Source organism: Streptomyces sp. NPDC087263 (assembly GCF_044744645.1).
GTDB lineage: Bacteria > Actinomycetota > Actinomycetes > Streptomycetales > Streptomycetaceae > Streptomyces.
The window spans coordinates 158,907-184,888 of the sequence record NZ_JBIUYT010000008.1; the positions used below are offsets into that span (position 1 = coordinate 158,907).

A 25,982-nucleotide genomic window follows, 5' to 3' on the forward strand; every position below is an offset into this window, starting at 1 on the left:
CGATGGCATGAAGGCCATCAGCTACAGCCGGTACGGCGGGCCGGACGTCCTGGAGTACGGGGAGGTACGCGAACCCAAGGTCGGTCCCGACGCGGTCCTGGTGAAGGTGCGCGCGGCGTCCGTGAACCCGGTCGACGGGAAGTGCCGCGAGGGGCACCTCGACGGGATCCTGGACGCGGTCTTCCCGGTGATCCCCGGCTGGGACGTCTCCGGTGTGGTGGTCCAGCCCGGCGCCTCCGTCACGGAGTTCGAGGTCGGCGACGAGGTCATCGGGTACGCCCGCGAGGACTTCCTCTCCCGCGGCACCTTCGCCGAGTACGTGGCGGCCCCCGTGCGCACCCTCGCCCGCAAACCGCTGAACCTCTCCTTCGAGGAGGCGGCGGGCCTGCCCCTGGTGGGGCTCACCGCGTACCAGGTGATGATCAAGGTCCTCGATGTGCAGGCCGGCGAGACCGTACTCGTCCACGCGGCGGCGGGCGGCGTCGGCTCGATCGCGGTCCAGCTCGCCCGGCACCTCGGCGCCCGCGTGATCGGCACGGCGAGCGAGCTCCACCACGAGTTCGTGCGCTCCCTGGGCGGCGAGCCGGTCACCTACGGCGAGGGTCTCGCCGAGCGCGTACGGGCCCTCGCACCGGAAGGTGTCGACGCGGCCCTCGACACGATCGGCGGCGACACGATGAAGCTCTCGGCGGCCCTGCTCGCTCCGGAGGGCCGCCTGGTGTCCCTCGCCGACCCGGACGTCGTCGGTTTCGGCGGCCGCTACTACTTCGTCCGCCCGGACGCGGACGACCTCCAGCACCTGTCCGACCTTGCCGAGCAGGGCGTCATCTCGGTCCATGTCTCCCGGACGTTCCCCCTGGAACGGGCGGCCGAAGCCCAACGTCTGAGCGCGGAGGGCCGTACGCGGGGGAAGATCGTGGTCACCGTCGACTGGACGGATTGAGACCTCTCGGACCCGGATTGAGACCTCTCGGACCCGGATCGAGACCTCTCGGACCCGGACGGCGACCGCCCGGACGCGGATGGCGACCTCTCGGACCCGGACGGCGACCGCCCGGACGCGGATGGAGGCCGCCCGGACGCGGAGCGGGACCTCTCAGACACGGGACGATCTCGCTGAGGCGCGGACGTGACCTCTCGGACTCAGTGGGCGGTTCTCAGAGCACCAGCGCCGCGGCGCACACCGCCAGTGCCACCGTGCACAGCGTCGCCGCTGTCGCGTGGCGGGGCGCCAGTGCGGGCGGCCGGTCCGAGCCGGACACCGCCGCGAGCACCTGGATCCGGCGGTGGGCGATGGCCAGAAAACCCAGCCAGAGCGCGCAGCACAGGGCACAGACCACGACCCCGGTGACCGACCCGCCGCCGTGCAGTGTCGTCTTCACCGCCAGCACGGTGGCCACCGTGCTGGACAGGGTCGTACGCCGCCACGCGAGGCGCGTGCGCTCCGGTTGCAGGCCCGGGTCACGCCCCTGTTCCCCCTCCCGGGCGGGCATGGCCATCATTCCCGGCCGAGGAGTACGACGACGACCATGGCCACGGCGACGATCGCGACCGCGATGCTCAGCACGGCCGGAAAGCGTGACACAGGCAGGTCCTCGCCCTTCCGCATCGCCGTCTCGCACCGCACCCAGTGGTTGACGGCCCGCAGCGAGCAGAGCACGCCCGCCGCCAGGAGGGCCAGTGCGAGGCCGACGCGCCAGCCCCGCCCCAGGTCCGGCAGGAACTGATCCACCGCGAAGCCGCCGCCGATCAGCGCCAGCGCGGTGCGCAGCCACGCCAGAAAGGTCCGCTCGTTCGCCAGGGAGAAGCGGTAGTCGGGCGTGCTGCCCTCCGCTTCGGCGTCCGGGGGCGTGAACCACAGCTGGACGTTCCGTACGATTTGGATCACGCCCTGGACCCTACCGGGAGCGTTGTCAGTGCCGCTCGCTACCGTTCGGCGCATGGACGTTCCCATGTCACTGGCCCGGTACGCCGTGCCCGGCCACGGCATCGCCCCCGCCGAGGAGCTGCTCGGGCTGGCCGGATTCTGGCCCGCCTACTTCCTCCCGGCCTGGGACGAGTTCATGGAGGAGCCCGCGCTCTTCGGCGCCGACGAGGCGGACGTCGACGCGGCGACCGAGGCGCTGTACAGCGCACCCGAGGCCTGGCCGGCCTACCGAATACCGCTGACCGGCGGGCACCTGCTCTGGGTCGTCCACCGCAACTTCCCGGACGACCCCGGCACGGACTACCTGCTCACACACCCGGACTGGGACCGGGACGCGCCCCTGGCCTCGCTGGAGGGTCACTTCAGCGGCCCGGGGCTGTCCTGGCCCGAGTTGGTGGCCGTCGCCGACTCCGCCCCGGCGCGGGACGAGGGCGTACGCGACCCCGCGCTGCGGCTCCTCCTCCTGCTGCCCGTGTTCGGTGACGCGGACGTGCCGGTGGCCGAGGCGATCTCCCGGATATCCGGCGCGCTCACCACCGTGGGGGTGGCGGCGGGGGCGGCACCAGGCGTGGCCGAGCGGCTCCTCGACCACCCGTTCTGGGACGGCCCGACGTGGACGACGCAGAGCGAGAGCCCGCTGAGCGGTGGCGCGGTCGGGCCGAGCCCTCTCGGGGTGTGCGACGGGCAGTACAGCCCGCGCACCCTGCCCCTCGACCTGGGCGGCACCCCGGCCCACGCGCGGGCGCTCGCCGACGCGCTCACCGGCAGCGGGTCGGTAGCGGGTGCTGGTGTGGGTGCGTCGGGAGTGGGTCAGGCCTGCGCGCGGTAGCCCTTGAGCCGCCTGAGGCCCTTGAGCCGCTCGTACGCCTCCAGGCCGTCCGGGACCCAGTTCCAGTCGGCGAGATGCCGCTCCACCTCGTCCTCGGGAAGGAAGTCGTGCCAGGCGACCTCCTCGACCTGCGGGTCGACCGGCAGCTCGCAGCGGACCTCGTAGACGGAGGACCACCAGGTCTGGCCGGCGCCGTTGTCGTACAGGAACTTGAAGAGGGGAACGGGACGCGGGAGCCCGGAGACGCCGAGTTCCTCCTCGGCCTCCCGCAGGGCCGCGTCCTCGTAGGTCTCGCCCGCGCCGACGACTCCGCCGACGAACATGTCGTACAGCGAGGGGAACACGAGCTTCGTGGGTGTCCGGCGGTGGACGAAGATCCGGCCCTCGGCGTCCCGGGCCTGGACGAACACGGCCCGGTGGCGCAGGCCGAGCGCGTATACCTCCCCGCGCGGAGACTGCCCGATGACCTCGTCGTTCTCGTCCACGATGTCGAGGATTTCGTCAGCGGCACTCATACCCCCATCCAAGCAGGACCGAGCCACGCCGACGGGCCGCCCCAGATCAGCTCGCCGTCGATCAGAATGAGGCGTGAACCCGGACGAGGCGTGCATCCGGATGAGGCGTGATTCTGGATGAGGCGTGAATCCGGCTGCGCAGGGAATCCGGCTGCCATGAATGCCGAGGCATCCATGCGGAGGCCTCAATGCGGAGGCTTCAACGCGGCTGAAGATCCAGCGTCGGCTTCGCCTTGGACGTCCCGCGCGGCATCGCCGGATGCAGCCCGAGCAGCACGATCCCCACCACGACGGCCGCGAGCCCCGCCGCCTCCCAGGCGAGTGCCCCGGCATCCGTACGCAGTCGGTCCCCCAGGAACCCGACACCGCAGAGGATCCCGGCCAGCGGCTGGGCCGCCGTGAGGGCCGGCAATGACATGCGCAGGGGCGCGGTCTCGAAGGCGCTCTGCACCAGCACAAGGCCCGTCACACCGAGGACGAGAACCCCGTACGGCTGCCAGCCGGTGATCAGTTCGGACCAGCCGCCCTCGCCGAAGCGCTGCCCGCTGATCCGGGTGAGCGCGTCCTGGACTCCGTACAGCAGGCCCGCGGCCAGGGAGAGCAGCACGGGCGTGGAGCTGCGCAGGGACCGCTTCGCGTAGGTGGTGAGCAGGAGCGCGAGGCCCACCATGATCCCGATGATCAGCCAGTGCCGCACGGGATCGCTGACGGCGTTTCCGCCCTCCGGCTGCCCGGCCACGATGAACGCGCTGACCCCGCCCGCGAGCAGCAGGAGCCCGGCCCAGCCCTGCCGGCCCAGCGGCTGCTTGGTCTGATGGCGGGAGAGGGCGAGCGCGAAGAGCAGGTTCGTCGCGAGGAGGGGTTCCACCAGGGAGATCTCGCCCTTGCCCAGGGCGACCGCGCCGAGGATCATGCCGCACGCCATGAGCCCGATGCCGCCCAGCCACCGGGGCACCCGGATGAGGTCGAGCAGCAGGCGGGGGGAGAGGAAGTCGCTCAGGGGGGCGTGCGAGGCGGCGTTCTGCTGGAGCACGAACCCGAAGCCCAGGCAACAGGCCGCGCTCACAGAGAGGACCAGAACGAGAACCGACACGCTGTGTACCTCGATACATCGGGAGTCAGTGCGGGCCACGGGTGCGTATCGCGCCGACTTTAGTGCCACGGGCCGGGGCCTGCCCCGACAGTACCCGGATCCGGGCAGTTGACTCGGTCACTCTTCTTGCCGAAGGATCTGACCGGTCAGTAACAACGAGTGGTCGAGCACCATCGGCGACCACCGCATTCCGTACTACCAATGTCTCATCAACCCGCGACGAAGCCGATCGGTTCGTGACGAACTTCATGACCAGCCTCATGGGGAACCGCATGCCGCCACCGGTCCGACCCGTCGGAATGCCGAGAGGACGGGCCCCATGGCCTACGACGCAGATGTGATCGTGATCGGAGCGGGTCTCGCGGGGCTCGCCGCGACCGCGGAGCTCGTCGACGCGGGCCGCAAGGTGATCCTCCTCGACCAGGAGCCGGAGCAGTCCATAGGCGGCCAGGCACACTGGTCCTTCGGCGGGCTCTTCTTCGTGAACTCGCCCGAGCAGCGCCGTCTGCGGATCAAGGACAGCCACGCGCTGGCCCTCCAGGACTGGATGGGAACGGCCGGTTTCGACCGTACGGAGGACCACTGGCCGCGTAAGTGGGCCGAGGCGTATGTCGACTTCGCGGCCGGCGAGAAGCGTTCCTGGCTGCACGGGCAGGGCGTCCGCTTCTTCCCGGTGGTCGGCTGGGCCGAGCGCGGCGGCTATGACGCCAACGGGCACGGGAACTCGGTGCCCCGCTTCCACATCACCTGGGGGACGGGACCCGGCCTGGTCGCCCCCTTCGAGCGGCGCGTGCGGGCCGGCGTCGCCCGTGGTCTCGTACAGCTGAAGTTCCGCCACCGCGTCACCGGTCTGTCCCGCAGCACGGGCGCCGTCGACACGGTCACCGGCGAGATTCTGGAGCCGTCCGGCATCGAGCGCGGGCAGCCGAGCAGCCGTACTGTCAGCGGCGCCTTCGAGCTCAAGGCCCAGGCGGTGATCGTCACCTCCGGCGGCATCGGCGGCGACCACGACCTCGTACGCGCCAACTGGCCGGAGCGGCTGGGCAGTCCGCCGGAGCGGATGATCGCCGGGGTACCCGCGCACGTCGACGGCAAGATGCTCGCCATCGCCGAGGAGACGGGCGCCCACCTCATCAACCGCGACCGCATGTGGCACTACACCGAGGGCATCCAGAACTGGAACCCGATCTGGGAGAACCACGGCATCCGCATCCTGCCCGGCCCGTCCTCGCTCTGGTTCGACGCCCGTGGCAAACGGCTGCCGGTCCCGCTCTTCCCCGGCTTCGACACCCTCGGCACCCTCGAACACATCATGAAGACCGGGTACGACTACACCTGGTTCGTGCTCGACCAGAAGATCATCGGCAAGGAGTTCGCGCTCTCGGGCTCGGAACAGAACCCCGACCTCACCGGCAAGTCCGTCAAGGGTGTCTTCCAAAGGGCACGCGCCGATGTGCCCGGTCCGGTCAGGGCGTTCATGGACAACGGCGTGGACTTCGTCGTCGAGAAGGACCTGGGCGCGCTCGTACGCGGCATGAACGCGCTCACCAAGGAGCCGCTCATCGACGAGGCCGCGCTGCGCAACGAGATCGTCGCGCGCGACCGGGAGATCGCGAACCCGTTCACCAAGGACCTCCAGGTGATGTCGATCCGCGGCGCGCGCACCTACCTCGGCGACAAGCTGATCCGTACGGCGGCCCCGCATCGCATCCTCGACCCCAAGGCCGGCCCGCTGATCGCCGTCCGCCTCAACATCCTCACCCGCAAGACCCTCGGCGGCCTGGAGACCGACCTCTCTTCCCGCGTGCTGACCGAGGGCGGGGAGCCGCTGGAGGGTGTGTACGCGGCGGGTGAGGTCGCCGGGTTCGGCGGCGGCGGAGTCCATGGCTACCGCTCCCTCGAAGGCACGTTCCTCGGCGGCTGTCTGTTCTCCGGGCGTACGGCGGGCCGGGCGGCGGCCAAGGCGGTGAACTGACCGGCGGCGGCCCGTGCGTCGCGAGCACTGCGTGTGCTCGACGGCGCGTTTGCTCAACCGTGCGTAATAAGTGGTTACCGATTTCTGACGAGCACCCGTTGCCCCTGGCCCTTTGGGGGTCGCGGGTGCTCGAATCGATAGGTGAACTCTGAACATCCCGAAGCGCGGGAGCCGGAACGGCCGCGGGCACGGGAACCGGAACATCCTGAAGCTCGGGGACCGGAACGGCCGCAGCCGCGGGAACGGGAACATCCCGAAGCGCGGGAACCGGAACGCCCCGAGGAGCGCGGCGTGGCGGTCGGCCGCCGGGTGTTCCTCGGCACGCTCGGACTCGGCGCGCTGGGCGTGCTCGCCGCACCCACACTGCAGCGCGGCCTCGAATCCGTCCTCGCCGGCGCGTCCGACAAGGACCCCACCGGCCTGACGGGTCTCCTCCCCAACGGCGGCGGCTTCCGCTACTACTCGGTGGCGTCGTCCGTCCCGAACAAGGACGCCGCCGACTACCGCCTCACCGTCGACGGCCTGGTCGATCACCCGACCTCGTACACCCTCGCCGATCTGAAGGCCCTGCCCCAGACCCGGCTCGTGCACGACGTCCAGTGCGTCACCGGCTGGCGGGTGCCGGGCACGCCCTTCGAGGGGGTCCGCCTGTCCGCCCTCCTGGACGCCGCGGGAGTGCGCTCCACGGCCGGGGCGATCCGCTTCACCTGCTTCGACGGCATGTACACGGAGAGCCTCACCCTGGAACAGGCCCGGCGCTCCGACGTCCTGGTCGCCCACCGCATGCAGGACAAGGCCCTCGGCCACAGCCACGGCGGCCCGGTCCGCCTCTACGTCGCCCCCATGTACTTCTACAAGTCCGCCAAGTGGCTCTCCGGCATCACAGTCACCGAGGACGTCCGTCCCGGGTACTGGGAGGACCGGGGCTACGACGTGGACGCCTGGGTCGGCCGCTCGAACGGACGCGACGATGCACCTACGAGTTGACGAAACCCCGGCCCTGGCCTCCCGCGTCCGGCGCTTCAGCCGCGCGGAGCGGTGGGTGCACCGGGTGACGGCCCTGCTCATGGGCGTGTGCGTGGTGACGGCGGCGTGCTTGTACGTGCCTCAGTTCGCCGAGCTGGTCGGCCGCCGCGAGCTGGTGGTCCGTATCCACGAGTGGGCGGGCCTGCTGCTCCCGGTGCCGGTCCTGGCGGGCCTCGCCTCCCGCGCCTTCCGCAGGGACCTGGGCCGCCTCAATCGCTGGGGGCCGCACGACCGTACGTGGCTCCGCGCGGTCCTGCGCCGCGATGCCCGCCCCTCGTCCCGTCCCGCCGCCAAGTTCAACGCCGGTCAGAAGACCTACGCCGCCTGGATCGCCGGTGCGAGCCTCGTCATGCTCGGCACGGGGTTGTTGATGTGGTTCACCCACCTCACCCCGCTGATGTGGCGCACCAGTGCGACCTTCGTCCACGACTGGCTCGCCCTCACAATCGGCATCGTCCTCGCGGGCCACATCGGCATGGCCCTCGGCGACCCCGAAGCCCGCCGCGGCCTGCGCACCGGCTCCGTCAGCCGCGAGTGGGCGGAACGGGAACACCGCCTTTGGCGGCCCTGACGCCGGCCCGTCCCGCCCGGCCCTCGCTCCGGCGCGAGCCCGGCGCCGCGACTGGACCCGGTGGCCAGTGCCGTACGGCCGCTGATGTCGAACAGAGGACGACTGATACACGTATCCCTGAGTGACGAGCTGAATGCCCCGCCGTATGCGCCGCTAGATCACGAGTGACAGAAGCAGGACGAGGCCGCCCGCAACCACCGAGATGATCGTCTCCATGACCGACCACGTCTTGATGGTCTGGCCGACGTTCAGCCCGAAGTACTCCTTGACCAGCCAGAATCCCGCGTCGTTGACATGGCTGAAGAAGAGCGAGCCCGCGCCGATCGCCAGCACCAGGAGGGAGACGTGCGCGGTGGACATGTCGGCCGCGAGGGGCGCGACGAGGCCGGCCGCCGAGATGGTGGCGACGGTCGCCGAACCGGTCGCGAGCCGGATCGCCACGGCGATCAGCCAGGCCAGCAACAGCGCGGGGATCGACCAGTCCTTGGAGATGTCCAGGATCATCTGGCCGACACCGGAGTCGATCAGCGTCTGCTTGAAGCCGCCGCCTGCGCCGACGATCAGCAGGATGCCCGCGATCGGGGCGAGCGACTTCTCGACGGTCGTCGACAGCCGTTCCTTGGTGAAACCGGCCGCGCGGCCCAGCGTGAACATGCCGACGATCACGGCCGCGAGCAGCGCGATCAGCGGCGAGCCGATGACGTCGAAGACCCGCTGCACCCTGTGCGTGGGGTCGTCCACGACGATGTCCACCAGTGCCTTGGCCAGCATCAGCACGACCGGGAGCAGCATGGTGGCGATGGTGGCGCCGAAGCCGGGGCGCTTCTCCAGCTCCTCGGAGGCGCGGGCGGGGATCATGCGGTCGGGAGCCGGGACGTCCACCCAGCGGGCGGCGTACTTCGAGAAGACCGGACCCGCGATGATCACCGTCGGGATGGCGACCAGGATGCCGAGAGCCAGGGTGAGGCCGAGGTTGGCGCCCACCGCGTCGATCGCGACCAGCGGGCCGGGGTGCGGCGGGATCAGGCCGTGCATCACGGACAGGCCCGCCAGCGCCGGGATGCCGATGCGCATCAGGGAGTAGTTGCCGCGCTTGGCGACCATCAGCACGACCGGGATCAGCAGCACGATGCCGACCTCGAAGAACAGCGGCAGGCCGATCACCGAGGCGATCAGAACCATCGCCCACGGCATCGCACGGCCGCCGGCCTTGGCGAGGATCGTGTCGACGATCTGGTCGGCGCCGCCGGAGTCGGCGAGCAGCTTGCCGAGGATCGCGCCGAGGGCGATCAGGACGCCCACACCGGCGACGGTGGTGCCGAGTCCGGTCGTGAAGCTGACGATGGCCTTGTCGAGCGGTGCTCCGGCGAACGCGCCGAGCGCGAGCGAGCCGATGGTCAGGGCCAGGAAGGCGTGCAGCTTGAACTGGGTGATGAGCAGGACGATGACGGCGATGCCCGCCAGCACGGCGATGCCCAGCTGAGCATGGCCCGCCGAGGTGATCGGCTCGACGGTGTCCGCTGCCAGCGACTCGACGCTGAGTCTGGTCACGGTGGTTCCCTTACGTGAGAAAGATAGAAAAAAGAGGGGTCAGAGGCAGGGCTGAGGCAGGGCGCGGAGCGCGGCCACGGCCCGCTCGGTGATCTCCCCGGGGCCACCGGAGACATCCACGGCGACGCCCGCCTCGTCCGCCTGGAGCGGCTGGAGGGTGGCGAACTGGGAGTCGAGGAGCGCCGCCGGCATGAAGTGGCCCTGGCGCTGCGACATCCGGTCCTCGATGAGCGCACGGTCTCCGGTGAGGTGCACGAACACCACCTCCGGGGCGGCCGCCCGCAGCCGGTCCCGGTAGCCGCGCTTCAGCGCCGAACTGCTGACCACCCCGCCGAGCCCCGCCCGCTCCTGGGCCCAGCGCCCGATGGCGTCGAGCCACGGCCACCGGTCCTCGTCGGTCAGCGGGGTTCCGGCCGTCATCCTGGCGATGTTGGCCGGCGGGTGGAAGTCGTCGCCCTCGGCGTACGGAACGCCGAGCCGGGCCGCCAGCAGGGGACCGATGGTGGTCTTCCCGGTGCCTGCCACGCCCATGACCACGACGACATGGGGGGTACGCGTCAGCTCCATCGTGCTCTCGCTGTCCTCATCGTCTTCGTCGATACCTGAGACATCTGAACCTGAGACATCTGAACCTGAGGCGAACCTGAGGCATCCGATGCCGACGACACTGAAACCCATTAGGTAGGACAAATTCAAGGGTCTGTGACATATAAGTCTGACTTTTTGTTCCGAGCGCCGGACTCGTACGCTGGCCCCATGAGCACACGGGGCCGGGGCCTGCACGAACACGTACTGGGAACCCTCGGGCCGGCGATCACCGCGGGCGAGTACCCGCCCGGGAGCGTCCTGCGCACGGACGAACTCGCGCAGCGCTTCGAGGTCTCGCGTTCCGTGATGCGCGAGGCGGTGCGCGTCCTGGAGTCCATGCACCTGGTCGAGTCCCGCCGCCGCGTCGGCGTGACGGTCCTCCCCAAGGTCGAGTGGAACGTGTACGACCCTCAGGTCATCCGCTGGCGGCTGGCCGGCGCCGACCGCCCCCACCAGCTGCGTTCGCTCACCGTCCTGCGCTCCGCCGTCGAACCGATCGCCGCCGGCCTCGCCGCCAGGCACGCCACCGCCGCACAGTGCGCCGAGCTCACCGAGTGCGCCCTTGGCATGGTCGCCAACTCACGCGGCCACCGACTGGAGGGCTATCTCGTCCACGACGTCGCCTTCCACCGGGTGATCCTCAACGCCTCGGGCAACGAGATGTTCGCCCGGCTCGGCGACGTCGTCGCCGAGGTCCTGACGGGCCGTACCCACCACGAAGTCATGTTCGAGGACCCCGACCCCTCGGCCGTCACCCTGCACGTGCGGGTCGCCGAGGCCGTCCGCGAGGGCGACGCCGCCCGCGCCGAGGCGCTCACCCGCGAGATCACGGTCGGCGCGCTCCAGGAGCTGGACGTACTCGCGCCGTAACCACCCTCGACTACCCGACGAAGTCGCCGTCCACGTACACCCACGCCCCCTCGACCCGCTCGAAACGGCTGCGCTCATGCAGCGAGCCGCCTCGGTAGGAGGCCCGGAAGGTCACGGTCCCCACCGAGTGGAAAGCGGACCCGTCACCCGTCTCCAGGATCTCAAGCCCGGTCCACCGCATCCCGGGATCGAAGTCGACGGAAGAGGGCCGTGTGCGCGGGTGCCAGGTCCGCAGCAAGTACTTCTCGTCCCGCCGTACGAAGGCGGCGTACCGCGACCGCATCAGCGCCTCGGCGCTCGGCGCGGCCGCGGCACCGGAGTGATAGCGCCCGCAGCACCCCTCGTACGCCTGGGGCAGCCCGCACGGGCAGGAACGACTGGGCGTGGCTTTCATGGCTGTCATGATTCCGCGAAACTCTCTGGGGCTACGCCGAGTCGGCGTTGGTCGGCGGATACGTGGGCCGCGCCGGAAGCCGGGTCTCCGGTGTGGGCAACGGAGGGAGCGCCGTCTTGTACAGCCACGCCGTGAACAGGTCGTCCAGGGGGTCGGCCGCGAAGCGGGTGACATGCGCGGTGAAGACCGCCGTCGTGACGGCGCCGCCCCGGTGCTGGCTGGCCCAGCCGCGCAGCATCCGGAAGAAGGCGTCGTCGCCCAGCGCGCAGCGCAGTGCGTGCAGGACGAGCCCACCGCGCTCGTAGAGCCGGTCGTCGAACATCAGCTTGCGGCCCGGGTCGGACAGACACAGATCCTGCGGAAGCGAGGACAGCTTCCGGTGCGCGGCGGCGGCGAGTTGATGCGCCCCGCGGCCCCCGGAACGCTCCGACCACAGCCACTCCGCGTACTTGGCGAACCCCTCGTTCAGCCAGATGTGCCGCCAGTCCGCGATGGACACGCTGTTGCCGAACCACTGGTGCGCCAGCTCGTGCGCGACCAGCCGCTCCGAACCCCGCTTCCCGTCCACGTGGTTGGCGCCGAACAGCGACAACCCCTGTGCCTCTACGGGGACATCGAGCTCCTCCTCCGTCACCACCACGGCGTACTCGCCGAACGGATACGGCCCGAAGAGGGTCTCGAACAGCTCCATCATCGCGGGCTGCCGCGCGAAGTCCCGGGAGAACTCGGGGAGCAGGTCCGCGGGCAGATGACCGGTCTGCGGCACGCCGCCGAGGCCGGGGTCGCCGAGCAGCACCGTCTGGTACTTCCCGATCGACAGGCCGACCAGATAGCTGGACGTCGGCGCCGACTGCTCGTAGACCCAGGTGGTCGTCGAAGCCCTCGTCGTACGGGTCAGCAGCCGGCCGCCGGCCACCACGGAGTACGAGGACGGCGTGGTGACCGAGATCTGGTACGAGGCCTTGTCGGCCGGGCGGTCGTTGCACGGGTACCAGGAGGGTGAGCCGATCGGTTGGCTCGCCACCAGCGCCCCGTCCTCCAGCTCCTCCCAACCGATCCCGCCCCAGGGGCTGTTCACCGGCTTGGGATTGCCGGCCCAGTGCACCTCGACGGTGAAGGCGGCGCCGGCCCGGACGGGCTTCGGGGGACGGATGCGCAGTCTGCCGCCGCGGTGCGTGTAGTGCGCCGCCTTGCCGTCGACCCGGACCCGGCCGATCCGGAAGTCGGCCAGGTTCAGCTGGAACTCGGTGAGCGGGGAGCGGCCCGCTATGGCGTTGAGCCGCGCGGTGCCGGAGAGCCGGTTCGGGCCGGGGCGGTAGTCCAGCGCGAGTTCGTACCGGTGCACCCGGTAGCGGGGATCACCGTTGGCCGGGAAGTACGGGTCCGATCCCACTGTCTGCTGAACGCTCACTGCTGCGTCTGCTCCCTGCCCTGTGCTCGTACGACATGCCGGTACACCGCCCTTCGTATCCGATCCGGCCATCTCTTCTATGAACGCCATGACTCAATCGGGTTGCCCAGCCAGCGGGTGTCGTCGGGTACGGACTCCGCCGCCATCACCAGCGACGCGGGACCCAGTGTGGAGCGGGCCCCGACAGTGCTGCCGGGCAGGACGATTCCGCCCGGGCCCAGGGTGGCGCCCTCACGGAGGACAACAGTATCCGTCCGCAAGATCCGGTCGTGGAAGAGGTGAGTCTGCAGGACGCAGCCCCGATTCACCGTAGAGGCGTCGCCGAGCGTCACCAGGTCCGTCTCGGGCAGCCAGTAGCTCTCCACCCAGGCGCCCTTGCCGATCCGGGCACCGAGCCCGCGCAGCCACGCCGTCATCAGTGGCGTACCCGGCACGGAACCGGCCAGCCACGGCACGGCCACCACCTCGACGAAGGTGTCCGCCAGCTCGTTGCGCCACACGAAGCTGCTCCACAGCGGGTGCTCGCCCGCCCGGTGCCGCCCCACCAGAACCCACTTGGCCACGATGGACAGCACGCAGGCGAGCACACCCACGCCGAGCAGGACCGCCCCGGCGAACGCCCAGGCCCAGGCGCCCAGCGCACTCAGCGCGGCCACGGTCAGCACGGCGAGGGCCGCCGAGCAGAACACCGGCACGATCCGGCACAGCTCCACCAGACCGCGCGCCCACAGCAGATGCGCGGGCGGGTCGTACGTACGGCTCTGATCGCCGCCCTGCGCGGCACGCGGCAGCTTCATCGGCGGCAGCCCCAGGTAGGAGCTGCCCTTCTTCGCCTTCTTCGGCGTCGCCGACAGCACCCCGACCAGTCCGCCGTCCGGCACGCTGCGGCCCGGCGCGGTCATCCCGGAGTTGCCGAGGAACGCCCGGCGCCCGATCTCGGCCCGCCCGATCTTCACCCAGCCACCACCGAGCTCGTAGGGCGCGGTGAGCGTGTCGTCGGCGAGGAAGGCGCCCTCACCGACAGTGGTGAGACTCGGCAGCGCCAGCACGGTGGACACCTCGGCGCCCCGCCCGATCTTCATGCCGAGCAGCCGCAGCCACACGGGCGTGATCAGCCCGGCGTACAGCGGGAACAGCGTGTCCCGCGAGCGGTCCATCAGCTGCGTGACCGTCCAGGCCTGCCAGCCGATCCGGCTGTGCGTCGGATACGTGCCCGCGCGCAGCCCCAGACTGAGCAGCCGTACGGCGATCAGGAGCAGCAGCGCGAACGCGAGCCCGAAGGCGAGTGTCGCCGGTACCAGGGCCACCGCGGCACCGCGCAGCGCCTCGCCGAGCCCGGCGTCCGCGCTCACGAACACCTGGGCCACCAGCAGCGCGGCAAGGCCCGCGACCAACGGCAGCGCGGACAGCGCGAAGCCCGTGACGCCGTACATCACGCGCCAGTACGTGCCACGCGCCGGCCGCTCCTTGGGCCAGGCCCGCTTCGCCCTGCCGAGCTTGACGGCGGGCGCTCCGGCCCAGCGCTGCCCGGTCGGCACGTGCCCCGCCACGGCGGAACCGGGGGCCACCTCGGCCCGCTTGCCCACCCGCGCACCGGGGAAGAGCAGGCTGCGCGTGCCGACCACGGCGTGCGCGCCCACCTTGACCGGGCCGATCTCCAGCCGGTCACCGTCCAGCCAGTGCCCCGACAGGTCCACCTCGGACTCGACGGCGGCACCCCGGCCCAGCTTGAGCATCCCGGTCACCGGCGGCAGCGAGTGCAGATCCACGTCGGGGCCGATCCTGGCGCCCAGGGCGCGCGCGTACCGCTCCAGCCAGGACCCGGTCAGCGAGGTCGCGCCACTGAACTCGACCAGCCGCTCGGCCGTCCACAGCCGCAGATGCACACTGCCACCGCGCGGATGACGGCCCGCCTTCACACCCCGCAGCAGCAGCCGCGCACCGCCCGCGGCGATCGCGAGCCGCCCCGGCGGGCTGAAGAGGACAAGGGCCCCGGCGCCGACGAGCCACCACGACGCGGTCGGTGCCCACGGGTACGGCCCGAACCAGCGAGTGACGTTCCCGAGCGCGGCCAGCGCCACCGTCCAGCGCAGGCCCATCAGGGTGAACAGCGGGATCAGCAGGAGGAGTTGGGCCGCCTTGGTCCGCAGCGGCACGGGCGCGATGACCCGCTCGGCGCCGTCGCCCTGCGCGGACTCCTCCAGGTGGCGGGCCAGCTTGCGCAGGGTGGGCTGCTGGTAGATGTCGAGAACGGCGGCGCTGGCGTAGCGGGTACGCAGTCTCGTGGTGAGCTGGGCGGCGGCGAGGCTGCCGCCGCCGATCGCGAAGAAGTCGTCGGACGCGGTGGCGACCGGGATGCCGAGGACCTCGCTCCACTGCTCGGCGAGCCAGGCCTCGGTGCCGTACAGCTGCTCCTTCGCGCCGCCGGTCGTCAGGTTCTCCAGCGGCCAGGGCAGCGCGTTGCGGTCGACCTTGCCGGACGTCCGGGTCGGCAGGTCGTCCACCGGTGCGAGCAGCGGGACCAGGGCGGCGGGCAGCTCGGCGCGCAGCTTCTCGACGGCCGCGGCTTGGTCCCAGCCGTCCTGGGTGACCACATAGCCGACGAGCAGCTGGTTGCCGCTGCGCGCGGTCCGTACGGCGGCCGCGGCGCCCGCGACTCCGGGCAGGGCCTGCAGAGCGGCGTCCACCTCACCGAGCTCGATCCGGCGTCCGCCGAGCTTGATCTGCTCGTCGGCCCGGCCGAGGAAGATCAGCCCCTCGGGCTCCGCCTTGACCAGGTCACCACTGCGATACGCCCGCTTCCAGCCGAGCGACTCCAGCGGCGCGTACTTCTCGGCGTCCTTCTCGGGATCGAGGTAGCGGGCGAGTCCCACTCCGCCGATGACGAGCTGTCCGCTGTCGCCCATCGCCACCGGCTCCCCGGCCTCGTCGACGACGGCCAGCTCCCAGCCGTTCAGCGGCAGCCCGATCCGGATCGGCTCCTTACCGGTCATGAGAGAGGCGCAGGCCACGACGGTCGCCTCGGTGGGCCCGTACGTGTTCCACACCTCGCGTCCCTCGGTCACCAGCCGCTGGACCAGTTCGGGCGGGCAGGCCTCGCCGCCGAAGATCAGCAGCCGGACCTCGTTGAGGGCTTCCGGCTCCCAGAGCGAGGCCAGCGTCGGCACGGTCGAGACGACGGTGATCTCCTGCTCGACCAGCCAGGGCCCCAGGTCGGCGCCGCTGCGCACCTGGGAACGCGGTACGGGCACCAGGCAGGCGCCGTACCGCCAGGCCAGCCACATCTCCTCGCAGGAGGCGTCGAAGGCGACGGAGAGGCCCGCCATCACCCGGTCACCGGGCCCGATCGGGTCGTCGGTGAGAAAGAGGTCCGCCTCGGCGTCGACGAAGGCGGCGGCACTGCGGTGACTGACGGCCACGCCCTTGGGCCTGCCGGTGGAGCCGGAGGTGAAGATGATCCAGGCGTCGTGCTCGGTGCCGGGCCGTGCGGCGGGCGTTTCGCTCCTGCCGGTGACGGTCAGCTCGTGCCCGGCCCCCACGACCGCACGCACCTGAGCCTCACCGAAGACCAGCTCGGCCCGCTCGTCCGGGTCCTCGGCGTCCACCGGCACATAGGCGGCACCGGCGGCCAGTACGGCGAGGATGGCGACGTACAGATCATTGGTACCGGAGGGAACCCGGACGCCGACCCGGTCGCCCCGCCCGACACCTGCGTCCGCGAGGCCGCGCCGGAGGGTCTCCACCTCGACGGCCAGCGCGCGGTAGGTGAGGGAGTGCACGCCGTCGTCCAGGGCGGGCTCGTCGGGGTACGCCCTGACAGAGGCATCGAGAATGTCCACAAGGGTGCGCGGGGAGGCGGCGGCGGAGGCGGAGAAACGCGCCTGGTCACCGAACTCCGCGCGCACCTCCTCGTCGAACAGAGCGAGCGCAGGGCCTTGCTCTAGGGCTGCCATCGGGTCCTCACGTGGTGTTCCCGGAGCGTCCGGGGCGCTGGTGGGCCCGCAGGTACGCCTGGGGATGTTCCGGTCCAGCTCCAAACAAGCGTGAAATTTTAGTACGACGCTAGTCGCGTCGCTGCACGTCAGCCAGGTGAGGAGGCGTCGGGAGGGCCCCGGAACCGCCAATTCCGGGTTGCCGTCGCTGCCCTGACGTGGGGGTATGTCATCCTGACGAGATCTGCCCCACATCTTGCCGTAACACGTCGTACGGCAAGGGAATGGGTGTGGTTCCGCTCGGAGTTGGTGACGTCCGCTCCGCCGTCCCTCGCACGTCAACGGGGTTCGAGGGCCCCGCAGGGGAGTACGGTTGAGGTACCGAGCGCATCCCGCACGCCGTCATCCGTCACAGCGTCGCCCTCGGGGAACGGCAAGGCCGGAGGCAGTCACGCCCCGGCGGAAATGAGCCGCCCCATGACTGCTCGCTCGCACTGTCGCGCCGAGTTCCGCATCCCGTCCCGCGCCCCGAGTTAGCGGACTTCCTGGTTCACAAGGTGCTCCGAACGACAACAACTCAATGACGAGGAAGCGTATGAGCCGCAAGAGTCCCACGAGCCTGCTGAGTCTGGGCGTACTCGCCTCGTCCCGCAAGGAGAACGAGCTCCGACTGCCGTTGCACCCGGGCCACCTCGGCCGGATCGCCCCGGACATACGGGAGAACATCTTCCTTGAACAGGGCTACGGCGAGCGGTTCGGCGTCGGTGACGACGCCCTGCGACCGCTCGTCGCCGGCCTGCGCTCCCGCGAGCAGCTCATCGCCGAGTGCGATGTCGTGATGCTGCCCAAACCGATGCACGACGATGTCGCCGAGCTGCGCCAGGGCCAGGTGCTGTGGGGATGGCCGCACTGTGTGCAGGACGACAAGATGACCCAGCTCGCCATCGATCGGAAGCTGACCCTCATCGCCTGGGAGGCCATGAACCACTGGACCTCCACGGGCGCCTTCAGCGTCCATGTGTTCCACAAGAACAACGAACTCGCCGGCTACTCCTCGGTGTTGCACGCTCTCCAGCTCGGCGGACTGACCGGCAGCTACGGGCGCCGCCTGCGCGCGGTGGTCATCAGCTTCGGCGCCACGGCGCGTGGAGCCGTCACGGGCCTGGGCGCCATGGGCGTCTCCGACGTCACGGTGCTCACCCAGCGCGCCGCGGCGGCGGTGGCCTCGCCGATGCCGTCGGTCGTGATGGGGCACTTCGAGGAGCAGGAGGACGATCCCTCGCGGCTACGGGCGATCACCGCGGCCGGGTCCGCGCCGCTGGCGGAGTACCTGGCCGGGTTCGACATCATCGTCAACTGTGTCCTTCAGGACACCGACGCCCCGCTGATGTTCGTCACCGACGAGGAGCTCGCCCTGTTCCGGCCGGGCACCTTCTTCATCGACGTCGCCTGCGACGACGGCATGGGCTTCGAATGGGCCCGCCCGACCACCTTCGGCGAGCCCATGCCCACGGTCGGACAGGGCTGCCACTACTACGGGGTGGACCACAGTCCGTCCCACCTGTGGAACTCGGCCACCTGGGAGATCAGCGAGGCGCTCCTGCCGTACCTCCGCAAGGTCATGAGCGGTCCCGCTGCCTGGGAGGCCGACACCACGGTCAGAAAGGCCATCGAGATCCGCGACGGAGTCGTCCGGAACCCGAAGATCCTCTCCTTCCAGCACCGGACAGCCGCCTACCCGCACGCCCGCGAGGTTCCGGCCACGGCATCGGCTCCGGCGCTCTCCAGCTGATGCCCGCGCGGAGTTGACGTACGACGGGGAAACGCGAAGGGTGCCGACCAGAACTTGTCGGCACCCTTCGCGTGGAACAACTTGTGTCCGAGGGGGGACTTGAACCCCCACGCCCGTTAAAGGGCACTAGCACCTCAAGCTAGCGCGTCTGCCATTCCGCCACCCGGACAAGGTGTCTGTCGCACGGGGCTGCCCCCGCGGCGACAGAGAAAACATTACCAGGCCTCCGAGGGTGTCCGATCACGCCCCGTTCCCGCGTGAACGGCGTGTGACGGGCCGGGTCCGGCCTTGGTCGCGGCGTGGGTCGGAGGGAGGATGGAGGGGGACCACCAGCAGTGACAGTGGGAGGAAGCAGCGTGAGCGAGTCGAACACGGCCAGGGGCGTCTCTGGCGAGGACGAGGTCGTGGACCTCTGTCGCGACCTGATCCGGATCGACACCAGCAACTACGGCGACCACTCCGGGCCGGGCGAGCGCAAGGCCGCCGAGTACGTCGCGGAGAAGCTCGCCGAGGTGGGACTCGAACCGCAGATCTTCGAGTCGCACCAGGGGCGCGCCTCCACGGTCGCCCGGATCGAGGGCGAGGACCCCTCGCGCCCCGCGCTGCTCATCCACGGTCACACCGACGTCGTACCGGCCAACGCCCAGGACTGGACGCACCACCCCTTCTCCGGCGAGATCGCGGACGGCTGCGTGTGGGGCCGGGGCGCCGTCGACATGAAGGACATGGACGCCATGACGCTGGCGGTCGTACGGGACCGGCTGCGCAGCGGGCGCAAGCCGCCCCGTGACATCGTCCTGGCCTTTCTCGCGGACGAGGAGGCGGGCGGTACGTGGGGTGCGCGGCACCTCGTCGACAAGCATCCGGACCTCTTCGAGGGCGTCACGGAGGCGATCGGTGAGGTCGGGGGGTTCTCCTTCACGGTCAACGAGAACCTGCGGCTGTATCTCATCGAGACCGCCCAGAAGGGCATGCACTGGATGAAGCTGACCGTGGACGGCACCGCCGGGCACGGTTCGATGATCCATCGCGACAACGCCATCACCGAGCTGTCCGAGGCTGTCGGGCGGCTCGGGCGCCACAAGTTCCCGGTCCGGGTGACCAAGACGCTGCGGCACTTCCTCGACGAACTCGGCGACGCACTCGGTACGGAGCTCGACCCGGAGAACATGGACGCGACGCTCGCCAAGCTCGGCGGCATCGCCAAACTCATCGGCGCCTCACTCCAGAACACCGCCAATCCGACCCAGCTGGGCGCGGGTTACAAGGTCAACGTGATTCCGGGGCAGGCGACCGCGCACATCGACGCGCGTTATCTGCCGGGCTACGAGGACGAATTCCTCGCCGACCTCGACCGGATTCTCGGCCCGAAGGTGAAGCGCGAGGACGTGCACGCCGACAAGGCGCTGGAGACCACCTTCGACGGCGCTCTCGTCGACGCCATGCAGACCGCGCTGTCCGCCGAGGACCCGATCGCGCGCGCCGTCCCGTACATGCTGTCGGCCGGCACCGACGCCAAGTCCTTCGCCGACCTCGGCGTCCGCTGCTTCGGCTTCGCGCCGCTGAAGCTGCCGCCGGAGCTGGACTTCGCGGGCATGTTCCACGGCGTCGACGAGCGGGTGCCGGTCGATGCGCTGAAGTTCGGTGTGCGCGTACTGGACCGCTTCATCGACGCCTCCTGAACGGGCCCGGTGATGTGGCGAATTGGCCCACTGAAACGAAACTTCACTATTCGCCAGCCTGTGCGGAATTGACTGAGAAGAGTGAATGAGACGATAAGCTCGTAGCCCCATTACTTCCTCCTCGTTACAGCTGATGCGATCCGAAGCTGGGATCGCATTTGCCAACAAGGAGGAATAATGATCAAGAAGATCGTCGCCGCTGCGGCTGCCACCGGTGGTCTGGTTCTCGCCGGTGCGGGCCTGGCCGTCGCCGACTCGGGTGCCCAGGGTGCCGCTGTGGGCTCCCCCGGCGTCGTCTCCGGCAACGTCATCCAGGTGCCGGTTCACGTCCCGGTGAACGTCTGCGGCAACACGATCTCGGTGATCGGGCTGCTGAACCCCGCCTTCGGCAACACCTGCATCAACAAGTGACGTTGTGCCTCATCCCATGAGGACCTGTCCCCACCGGGGGCTGTGCTCATGAGGATCTGACTCCATGAGGCTCTGAAGTCCGTCGGCTCCGGAGCGCGCGCCATGCGCTCCGGGGCCGACCGGCTTTCCGCGCACGCGTCGGACGGGTGCGTGCGCGTTCCGGATGGTCCAAGCCAAGGGCGAAGGCAGGGATATAGCTATGCGACAGGTCACCCGCAAGGGCCTGATGACCGTGGCGGCGGCGAGTGGCGTACTCGCCGCCGCCGGCGGCCACGCACATGCCGACTCGGGTGCGAACGGCGCCAGTTCGGACTCGCCCGGTGTGCTGTCGGGCAACACGGTGCAGGCGCCGGTGCACGCGCCGGTCAACGTCTGCGGCAACACCGTGAGCGTCGTCGGGCTGCTCAACCCGGCGATGGGCAACAAGTGCGCCAACCAGGGCGGTGGCCGCGGTTCGTCCGGGGGCGGCTACGGCGACGAGGGCTCCCACTCCGGCGGTGGCTCGGGGGCCGGCGGGCACGCGAGTGACTCACCGGGGGTCGGCTCGGGCAACCACGTACAGGTGCCGGTCGAGGTGCCGGTCAACATCTGCGGCAACAGCGTGAACGTGGTCGGCATCGGCAACCCCGTGACGGGCAACGAGTGCGGGAACGGGACGGGCGGCGGCCACTCCACCACCCCGCCCGGCGGCGGACCCGAGTCGCCGACCCCGGGCAAGCCGTGGCAGCCGGGACACCCGGGCGAGCCCGGCACTCCTGGTACACCGGGCACGCCTGGTCACCCGGGCACCCCGGCGGGGCCGGCCGACTGGAGCGACCAGAACCTGGGCGGCTCCGCGGCGCATGCGGACCACCTGGGCGCGCGGTCCGTCACCCAGCCGCAGGGGGTCGGACAGCTCGCCCACACCGGCGGTGACCTGCCGCTGGGCGCGATCATCCCGGCGGGTGTCGGCGCACTGCTCGGCGGCGCCGTGCTGTACCGCAGGGCGCGCTCGGCGGCGTAACGGCACAAGTGTGAACACGACGCCACGAAGCTCTCCGTGGTGAGCGGAACGGAGCGGGCTCCGCGTCGGCGGGGCCCGCTCCGTTTCAGCCTCTTTCGCTCACCATGTCGCGCGCACCTGGCGGATGATCCGCCGACGCAACCGCACCTTGCGGCTGCCGTCGCGCAGCAGGCTCAGACGGTCCAACTCCCAATGTCCGTACTCCGCGTGGTCTGTCAGCAGGCGTGTGGCGTCCTTGCGGGAAACCCCGCGCGGTACGTACACGTCGACAAATTCGTATTCCGGCATCGCATCTATTGTGCGGGCAGAGGCCCTGTACGGATAGCGTCTGCACTATGTCTGATGCTGTGCAGCCCACCGCTGCCGAGGTACGCGCCGCCGCCGAGGCGATCAAGACCGCGCTCGACCGTCACCTGGCCGCGGTCGAGCGCAGGACGGGCGATGACGATCCGGCCGTCTACGAGGCGTTCAACGAGCTGGCTTCCGCAGCCGAGGAGTACGACGAGCTTCTCTACGAACGTTATGACGAGGTCACACCCTTTGAGATCCCCGGTTCGGAGGACACGCTTCCGCCGTACACGGGCCCGGAGGAGCCGAACGCGCTGAGCGTCCTGATCCGCCGGGACTACGCGGTGGTGGAGCCACAGAGACTGCTGGCGCAGGCCCAGCGGGTGGAGGCCGTCGAGGAGGACGGGGCCAGTGTCAGCGCGGCCTTCGACGCGGCGGCCGGCACGGTGCACGGGGCGCTCGGTGTCCTGTTCGGCGAGTTCGAACCGGACGAGATCGCCTCCCGGCACAAGGAGTTCGGTCTGGAGGAGGGCGACTCCACGCTCTGGGTGACAGCCGCCGACGAGGCCGCCGACCCCGGCGAATGGCTTGAGGCCCCCTTCGATTCGATCGACCCGCAGCGAGTCGTCTGCCGTTTCGACGTCAGTGCCGTCTTCGACGACGACTCGGACGACGAGGACCTTGAGGACGACCTCGGCGCCGACGGGGATCTGGAGCCGCTGGACGCGGATCGCTGAGCCTGTCCTACGAGGTGGCGGTCACCGGGCGCCGGTGACCGCCACCTCTGTGCGTACGGGGCTCAGCCGGCCGCTGCCGGCACCGGCACCTGCGCCGTGAGCAGGGCGGACAGACGGGTCGTGCGCGGCTTCTGCGGGACCTCCGCCACCGCATGCGCCAACGCCTGGTCCACTCCGTGGACCACGGACAGGTGCCGCTCGGCGCGGCCGAAGGCCGTGTAGATCCACGGCCTGGTCAGGGACTGCGCGGCGTCACCGGGAAGCACCACGACCGCGGCGGGCAGGCGCAGACCCACCGCCTGGTGTGCCGTGAGCGCCCAGCCGAGCCGCACGGACTGCTCCACCCGCTCCTTGGGTACGACGACGGGGGCGCCCGCGCACTCCAGGTGCAGCCCGTCCGCGTCGGCCTTCACCACCTGCCCCGGCACCGTACGGCCCGGCGCGGGGGAGTACGCGATCCGGTCGCCCGGGTCGAAGCCGCCGAAGCGGCCGGGACCGGGGTTGAGCCGCTCCTTGAGCGCGATGTTCAGCGCGCGGGTGCCGGCCGCTCCACCGTGTCCCGGAGTGATCACCTGCGTCTGCTCGGCCGGGATGCCGATCGCGCGGGGCACCGAGTCCGCGACCAGCTGCACGGTGCGGTGCACCGCCTCACCGGCGTCACGCACCGGGACGATCACGACCTCCTTGCCGGGCGCCTCGACCTGGTTCAGCTCGCCGATCCCGATGCCGGACACCAGCTCGCCGATGGGCCCGGGGTCCGGTGTCCGCGAGGCCACCTGTGGGCAGACCCGGGCGGCGAGCAGGTCCGCGAAGACCCGCCCGGGGCCCGCCGACCACAGCACCCCGGGGTCCCCGCTCAGTACCAGCCGCGCCCCGTCCGGCAGCGACTCGGCCAGCATCGCCGCCGTCTCGATGTCGAGCTGCGGCGCGTCCAGGACGACGAGCAGGTCGAGGGCGAGGGCGCCTTCGGGGTCCCGCCCGGGGCCTTCGGCTCCGGAGAGCAGACCGGCGACGGTGACCTCGGGCCGGCCGGGGTCGTCGGTGTCCTGAGGTGCTGCCGTGTTGTCCGTCGTCCCGAGCAGTGCGGCGAAACGGCGGCGGCCGTCCGGCGTGTGCGTGGCGGCGTACGCACGCAGGCCGAGCTCCCGCGCTGCGGCGACCAGCGCCGCCGGTTCCGCGCGGGACGCCTCGCCGCCGGTGTGCAGGACGACACCGTGACCGGCGACCGCGCTGATCAGCTCGGCGGTGGAACCGGACGCCGAACCGGCAGCGGACGCCCAGTCGGTCGCGTCCTCCTTCGGCAGCGCGTTGACCACGCGGGCGAGGCCGTCGGCGAGGCTCTCCTCGGCCAGCGCGTACCGCTCCAGGGCGACGAGGACGCGGACCGGGCGCTCCTCGGTCTCCTCGTCCTCCGCCGCCACCGGCGCGGCGGTGTCGAGCGCGTCATGGAAGACCAGCGCCTCCCCCTCCGCCAGGGTGCTCTGTACAGCCGCGTCCGGGTCCGGCACCGAGCGCTGGGCGAGCGCGGCGGTGAGCGCCTCGGAGTCCAGGGCGGTGTGTCCGGCAAGGGCCGCCTGCTCGAGGAGCCAGACGGTGACCGCCCGGCCCCGCCGCTCGTCGTCCGGGCCGCACTCCGCGCCGAGCAGCGCCCGGGCGAACCCGTCGGCCTGCTCGAGCCGCACCCCGGAGACCCGCAGCAACTGCCAGGGGTCCTCGCGCAGTTGCTCGTCCGCGCCCTCGCCCAGGGCGGTGACGACCTGCGGTACGAGCGTGTCGGGGGCGCCGCCCTCGGTGAGGACCGCGCGTACCGTCTCGACGGCCTCCGGTGCGACGGCGGAGGGTGCGCCGGTCGGGGCCGTGGCGGGCTGGGTCGGGCGCACGGGCTCCGGCGCGGCTGCTCGGGGGGTCGGCGACGGCTCACGGAACGCCCTGGCCACCGGCTTCTCGCCGCTCTCCACGGCCCGAACCGCGGCCAGCAGATCGGCGGCCGTCCCGCTGAGCTTGCGGCCGGCCTCGACCGGCCCCTGCTTCTCGGCCTTCCGCCGTGCGATCCGCTCGCGCTCCAGTCGTTGGGCGGCCAACTCGGCCGCGGCCTCGGACAGTTGCTTGGCGGCGCTCTCCGCGCCCTCGACGGTCGCGACAGAGCCGTCGTCCGAACCCGCGTCCGAGCTGTCGTCCGAACCCGCGCCCGTGCCGGCGTCCGTGTCCTCGCCCTCGGGGGCGTCCGCACCAGGCGCCCCCGGCTCCGCGTCCTCCGTGGTCTCGGGCTCCGTGCTCACAGCGTGCTCCAGTCGTGATCGGGATAGTGGTGCACCGGTGCCGACACGTCGTCGAGCGCCCGGCAGATCTCGTCAGGAAGACTAAGGGTCTCCACTGACAACGCGGCCGTGAGCTGCTGCGCGTTGCGCGCGCCGATGATCGGGGCGGCGACACCGGGCCGGTCGCGGACCCAGGCGAGAGCCACCTGTAGCGGTGTCACCGCGAGGCCGTCCGCCGCGGTCTTCACGGCGTCCACGATGCCGCTCGCCGTCTCGTCCAGGTACGGCGCGACAAAGGGTGCCAGGTGTTCGGAGCCGCCCCGCGAGTCGGCGGGCGTCCCGTTGCGGTACTTGCCCGTGAGCACGCCCCGCCCGAGCGGCGAGGAGGGGAGCAGGCCGACGCCCAGGTCGAGGGCGGCCGGCAGCACCTCCCGCTCGACGCCGCGCTGGAGCAGGGAGTACTCCATCTGCGTACTGGCCAGCCGGGTCCGTACCCCGGGCGCCGCGAGCTGCCAGGTCGCCGCCTTGGCGAGCTGCCAGCCGCAGAAGTTGGACACTCCCGCGTACCGCGCGCGCCCGCTGCTGACGGCCAGGTCGAGCGCCTGGAGGGTCTCGTCCAGCGGTGTTCCCGGGTCGAAGGCGTGGACGTGCCACAGATCCACATAGTCGGTGCCGAGGCGGGTGAGGGAGGCGTCCAGGGCCGACAGCAGATGCCCGCGCGAGCCGTCGAAGCGGCGATCCGGGTCGGGTACGCTCCCCGCCTTCGTCGAGATGACCAGATCCCGGCGCGGCACGAGCCCTTCTATGAGCTGTCCGAGCAGATACTCGGCCTCCCCGTCCCCGTACACGTCCGCGGTGTCGACGAGGGTCCCGCCCGCCTCCCAGAACGCCTTCAACAGGTGCGCGGCGTCATGCTCGTCGGTGTCCCGGCCCCATGTAAGGGTGCCGAGTCCGATCCGGGACACACGCAGGCCTGTACGGCCGAGATGCCTCTGCTCCATGGACGCCGAGATTACTGGCCATGACTCCCTGCGTGGGGGGCCTGTGGACAACCAGAATCACCCGAGGCCGAACCCGTCCCTGCCACGGCGCCCACCAGCGCGCTAGTGTCTCGGACACAAGGGACGTT

23 protein-coding genes, 1 tRNA gene and 1 pseudogene are annotated in these 25,982 nt (G+C 70.8%); 11 read left to right on the top strand and 14 right to left on the bottom strand.

The annotated features are described in order from the left end of the window. Positions 1–7: 7 nt before the first annotated feature. On the top strand, positions 8–943 hold the full coding sequence (locus ACIPC1_RS25905) for an NADP-dependent oxidoreductase (protein ID WP_402520862.1): 936 nt from the start codon (positions 8–10) through the stop codon (positions 941–943). 214 nt (positions 944–1,157) lie between these two features. On the opposite strand, the gene ACIPC1_RS25910 is transcribed toward ACIPC1_RS25905, so the two are convergent. After that, positions 1,158–1,493: a DUF202 domain-containing protein gene (locus ACIPC1_RS25910; RefSeq protein WP_402520864.1), complete on the bottom strand. Its 336-nt coding sequence runs from the start codon at positions 1,491–1,493 to the stop codon at positions 1,158–1,160. A gap of 5 nt (positions 1,494–1,498) precedes the next feature. After that, a complete protein-coding gene (locus ACIPC1_RS25915; protein WP_402520866.1) occupies positions 1,499–1,888 on the bottom strand; it encodes a YidH family protein in 390 nt (129 codons plus the stop codon). A 52-nt stretch (positions 1,889–1,940) separates the two neighbouring features. Here ACIPC1_RS25915 and ACIPC1_RS25920 point away from each other — a divergent pair, with 52 nt between their 5' ends. Beyond that, a complete protein-coding gene (locus ACIPC1_RS25920) occupies positions 1,941–2,756 on the top strand; it encodes a hypothetical protein (protein ID WP_402520868.1) in 816 nt (271 codons plus the stop codon). Here the strand turns inward: ACIPC1_RS25920 and ACIPC1_RS25925 are convergent. Then, a complete protein-coding gene (locus tag ACIPC1_RS25925; protein ID WP_402520870.1) occupies positions 2,738–3,271 on the bottom strand; it encodes an NUDIX hydrolase in 534 nt (177 codons plus the stop codon). The two genes, ACIPC1_RS25920 and ACIPC1_RS25925, sit on opposite strands and share 19 nt — an antisense overlap. A gap of 199 nt (positions 3,272–3,470) precedes the next feature. After that, the gene (locus ACIPC1_RS25930) at positions 3,471–4,364 is read right to left on the bottom strand and encodes a DMT family transporter (protein WP_402520872.1); all 894 of its coding nucleotides are present in this window, start codon (positions 4,362–4,364) and stop codon (positions 3,471–3,473) included. A 319-nt stretch (positions 4,365–4,683) separates the two neighbouring features. On the opposite strand from ACIPC1_RS25930, the gene ACIPC1_RS25935 reads away from it, so the two are divergent. The 3 genes from ACIPC1_RS25935 to ACIPC1_RS25945 all read left to right on the top strand — a co-directional run bounded on the left by ACIPC1_RS25935 (position 4,684) and on the right by ACIPC1_RS25945 (position 7,936). Then, positions 4,684–6,339, top strand: a complete 1,656-nt coding sequence (locus ACIPC1_RS25935) for an FAD-binding dehydrogenase (protein WP_402520874.1) — start codon at positions 4,684–4,686, stop codon at positions 6,337–6,339. Positions 6,340–6,630: 291 nt separating this feature from the next. After that, positions 6,631–7,326 carry a molybdopterin-dependent oxidoreductase gene (locus ACIPC1_RS25940; RefSeq protein ID WP_402520876.1) on the top strand — a complete coding sequence of 232 codons (696 nt, stop codon included), beginning with the start codon at positions 6,631–6,633 and terminating at the stop codon, positions 7,324–7,326. Then, positions 7,310–7,936: a cytochrome b/b6 domain-containing protein gene (locus ACIPC1_RS25945; RefSeq protein ID WP_402520878.1), complete on the top strand. Its 627-nt coding sequence runs from the start codon at positions 7,310–7,312 to the stop codon at positions 7,934–7,936. Before ACIPC1_RS25940 ends, ACIPC1_RS25945 begins: the two co-directional genes overlap by 17 nt. 20 nt (positions 7,937–7,956) lie before the next feature. Here ACIPC1_RS25945 and ACIPC1_RS25950 read toward each other — a convergent pair. The 3 genes and pseudogenes from ACIPC1_RS25950 to ACIPC1_RS25960 form a co-directional block, all read right to left on the bottom strand. After that, positions 7,957–8,043: pseudogene (locus ACIPC1_RS25950) on the bottom strand (gluconate 5-dehydrogenase); the annotation flags it as partial. Positions 8,044–8,089: 46 nt separating this feature from the next. After that, positions 8,090–9,487: a gluconate:H+ symporter gene (locus ACIPC1_RS25955; protein ID WP_402520880.1), complete on the bottom strand. Its 1,398-nt coding sequence runs from the start codon at positions 9,485–9,487 to the stop codon at positions 8,090–8,092. Positions 9,488–9,526: 39 nt separating this feature from the next. Further along, positions 9,527–10,054 carry a gluconokinase gene (locus ACIPC1_RS25960; protein ID WP_402520882.1) on the bottom strand — a complete coding sequence of 176 codons (528 nt, stop codon included), beginning with the start codon at positions 10,052–10,054 and terminating at the stop codon, positions 9,527–9,529. 189 nt (positions 10,055–10,243) lie between these two features. Between ACIPC1_RS25960 and ACIPC1_RS25965 the strand changes: the two genes are divergently transcribed. Further along, positions 10,244–10,945: a FadR/GntR family transcriptional regulator gene (locus ACIPC1_RS25965; RefSeq protein WP_402520884.1), complete on the top strand. Its 702-nt coding sequence runs from the start codon at positions 10,244–10,246 to the stop codon at positions 10,943–10,945. Between the two features lie 10 nt (positions 10,946–10,955). Here ACIPC1_RS25965 and ACIPC1_RS25970 read toward each other — a convergent pair whose 3' ends face one another. From ACIPC1_RS25970 to ACIPC1_RS25980, 3 genes are all read right to left on the bottom strand, one after another. Beyond that, positions 10,956–11,339 (bottom strand): YchJ family protein, encoded by a 384-nt coding sequence (locus tag ACIPC1_RS25970; protein ID WP_402520886.1) that lies wholly within the window; start codon positions 11,337–11,339, stop codon positions 10,956–10,958. Positions 11,340–11,370: 31 nt separating this feature from the next. After that, positions 11,371–12,750, bottom strand: a complete 1,380-nt coding sequence (locus ACIPC1_RS25975) for a M1 family metallopeptidase (protein ID WP_402520888.1) — start codon at positions 12,748–12,750, stop codon at positions 11,371–11,373. A 77-nt stretch (positions 12,751–12,827) separates the two neighbouring features. Beyond that, a complete protein-coding gene (locus ACIPC1_RS25980) occupies positions 12,828–16,703 on the bottom strand; it encodes a Pls/PosA family non-ribosomal peptide synthetase (RefSeq protein ID WP_402520890.1) in 3,876 nt (1,291 codons plus the stop codon). Positions 16,704–17,277: 574 nt separating this feature from the next. Between ACIPC1_RS25980 and ACIPC1_RS25985 the strand changes: the two genes are divergently transcribed. Continuing rightward, on the top strand, positions 17,278–18,474 hold the full coding sequence (locus ACIPC1_RS25985) for a N(5)-(carboxyethyl)ornithine synthase (RefSeq protein ID WP_402520892.1): 1,197 nt from the start codon (positions 17,278–17,280) through the stop codon (positions 18,472–18,474). Positions 18,475–18,558: 84 nt separating this feature from the next. On the opposite strand, the gene ACIPC1_RS25990 is transcribed toward ACIPC1_RS25985, so the two are convergent. Then, positions 18,559–18,643, bottom strand: a tRNA-Leu gene (locus ACIPC1_RS25990). Positions 18,644–18,830: 187 nt separating this feature from the next. Here ACIPC1_RS25990 and ACIPC1_RS25995 point away from each other — a divergent pair. The 3 genes from ACIPC1_RS25995 (at position 18,831) to ACIPC1_RS26005 (ending at position 21,570) form a co-directional block, all read left to right on the top strand. After that, positions 18,831–20,156, top strand: coding sequence for a M20/M25/M40 family metallo-hydrolase (locus ACIPC1_RS25995; RefSeq protein WP_402520894.1), 1,326 nt, complete (start codon positions 18,831–18,833; stop codon positions 20,154–20,156). Positions 20,157–20,333: 177 nt separating this feature from the next. Next, positions 20,334–20,567, top strand: coding sequence for a chaplin ChpH (gene chpH / locus ACIPC1_RS26000; protein ID WP_189699468.1), 234 nt, complete (start codon positions 20,334–20,336; stop codon positions 20,565–20,567). A gap of 199 nt (positions 20,568–20,766) precedes the next feature. Then, positions 20,767–21,570: a chaplin gene (locus tag ACIPC1_RS26005; RefSeq protein ID WP_402520897.1), complete on the top strand. Its 804-nt coding sequence runs from the start codon at positions 20,767–20,769 to the stop codon at positions 21,568–21,570. 99 nt (positions 21,571–21,669) lie between these two features. Here ACIPC1_RS26005 and ACIPC1_RS26010 read toward each other — a convergent pair whose 3' ends face one another. Further along, positions 21,670–21,858, bottom strand: a complete 189-nt coding sequence (locus ACIPC1_RS26010) for a DUF5703 family protein (protein ID WP_030053310.1) — start codon at positions 21,856–21,858, stop codon at positions 21,670–21,672. A 47-nt stretch (positions 21,859–21,905) separates the two neighbouring features. Between ACIPC1_RS26010 and ACIPC1_RS26015 the strand changes: the two genes are divergently transcribed. Beyond that, positions 21,906–22,595 (top strand): hypothetical protein, encoded by a 690-nt coding sequence (locus tag ACIPC1_RS26015; RefSeq protein WP_402520899.1) that lies wholly within the window; start codon positions 21,906–21,908, stop codon positions 22,593–22,595. Between the two features lie 62 nt (positions 22,596–22,657). Here the strand turns inward: ACIPC1_RS26015 and ACIPC1_RS26020 are convergent, their stop codons facing one another. Together ACIPC1_RS26020 and ACIPC1_RS26025 are read right to left on the bottom strand one after the other, a co-directional pair. Beyond that, positions 22,658–24,874 carry a helix-hairpin-helix domain-containing protein gene (locus tag ACIPC1_RS26020; RefSeq protein WP_402520901.1) on the bottom strand — a complete coding sequence of 739 codons (2,217 nt, stop codon included), beginning with the start codon at positions 24,872–24,874 and terminating at the stop codon, positions 22,658–22,660. Next, a complete protein-coding gene (locus ACIPC1_RS26025) occupies positions 24,871–25,854 on the bottom strand; it encodes an aldo/keto reductase (RefSeq protein ID WP_402520903.1) in 984 nt (327 codons plus the stop codon). The genes ACIPC1_RS26020 and ACIPC1_RS26025 overlap by 4 nt, the downstream gene beginning before the upstream one ends. Positions 25,855–25,982 lie beyond the last annotated feature (128 nt).

Coding starts and splice junctions, on each gene's coding strand:
- ACIPC1_RS25935 (WP_402520874.1), top strand. CDS start 4,684: ATGGCCTACGACGCAGATGTGATCGTGATCGGAGCGGGTCTCGCGGGG.
- ACIPC1_RS25980 (WP_402520890.1), bottom strand. CDS start 16,703: ATGGCAGCCCTAGAGCAAGGCCCTGCGCTCGCTCTGTTCGACGAGGAG.
- ACIPC1_RS26010 (WP_030053310.1), bottom strand. CDS start 21,858: ATGCCGGAATACGAATTTGTCGACGTGTACGTACCGCGCGGGGTTTCC.
- ACIPC1_RS25945 (WP_402520878.1), top strand. CDS start 7,310: ATGCACCTACGAGTTGACGAAACCCCGGCCCTGGCCTCCCGCGTCCGG.
- ACIPC1_RS26005 (WP_402520897.1), top strand. CDS start 20,767: ATGCGACAGGTCACCCGCAAGGGCCTGATGACCGTGGCGGCGGCGAGT.
- ACIPC1_RS25985 (WP_402520892.1), top strand. CDS start 17,278: ATGAGCCGCAAGAGTCCCACGAGCCTGCTGAGTCTGGGCGTACTCGCC.
- chpH (WP_189699468.1), top strand. CDS start 20,334: ATGATCAAGAAGATCGTCGCCGCTGCGGCTGCCACCGGTGGTCTGGTT.
- ACIPC1_RS25925 (WP_402520870.1), bottom strand. CDS start 3,271: ATGAGTGCCGCTGACGAAATCCTCGACATCGTGGACGAGAACGACGAG.
- ACIPC1_RS25965 (WP_402520884.1), top strand. CDS start 10,244: ATGAGCACACGGGGCCGGGGCCTGCACGAACACGTACTGGGAACCCTC.
- ACIPC1_RS25910 (WP_402520864.1), bottom strand. CDS start 1,493: ATGCCCGCCCGGGAGGGGGAACAGGGGCGTGACCCGGGCCTGCAACCG.
- ACIPC1_RS26025 (WP_402520903.1), bottom strand. CDS start 25,854: ATGGAGCAGAGGCATCTCGGCCGTACAGGCCTGCGTGTGTCCCGGATC.
- ACIPC1_RS25970 (WP_402520886.1), bottom strand. CDS start 11,339: ATGAAAGCCACGCCCAGTCGTTCCTGCCCGTGCGGGCTGCCCCAGGCG.
- ACIPC1_RS25920 (WP_402520868.1), top strand. CDS start 1,941: ATGGACGTTCCCATGTCACTGGCCCGGTACGCCGTGCCCGGCCACGGC.
- ACIPC1_RS25905 (WP_402520862.1), top strand. CDS start 8: ATGAAGGCCATCAGCTACAGCCGGTACGGCGGGCCGGACGTCCTGGAG.
- ACIPC1_RS26015 (WP_402520899.1), top strand. CDS start 21,906: ATGTCTGATGCTGTGCAGCCCACCGCTGCCGAGGTACGCGCCGCCGCC.
- ACIPC1_RS25960 (WP_402520882.1), bottom strand. CDS start 10,054: ATGGAGCTGACGCGTACCCCCCATGTCGTCGTGGTCATGGGCGTGGCA.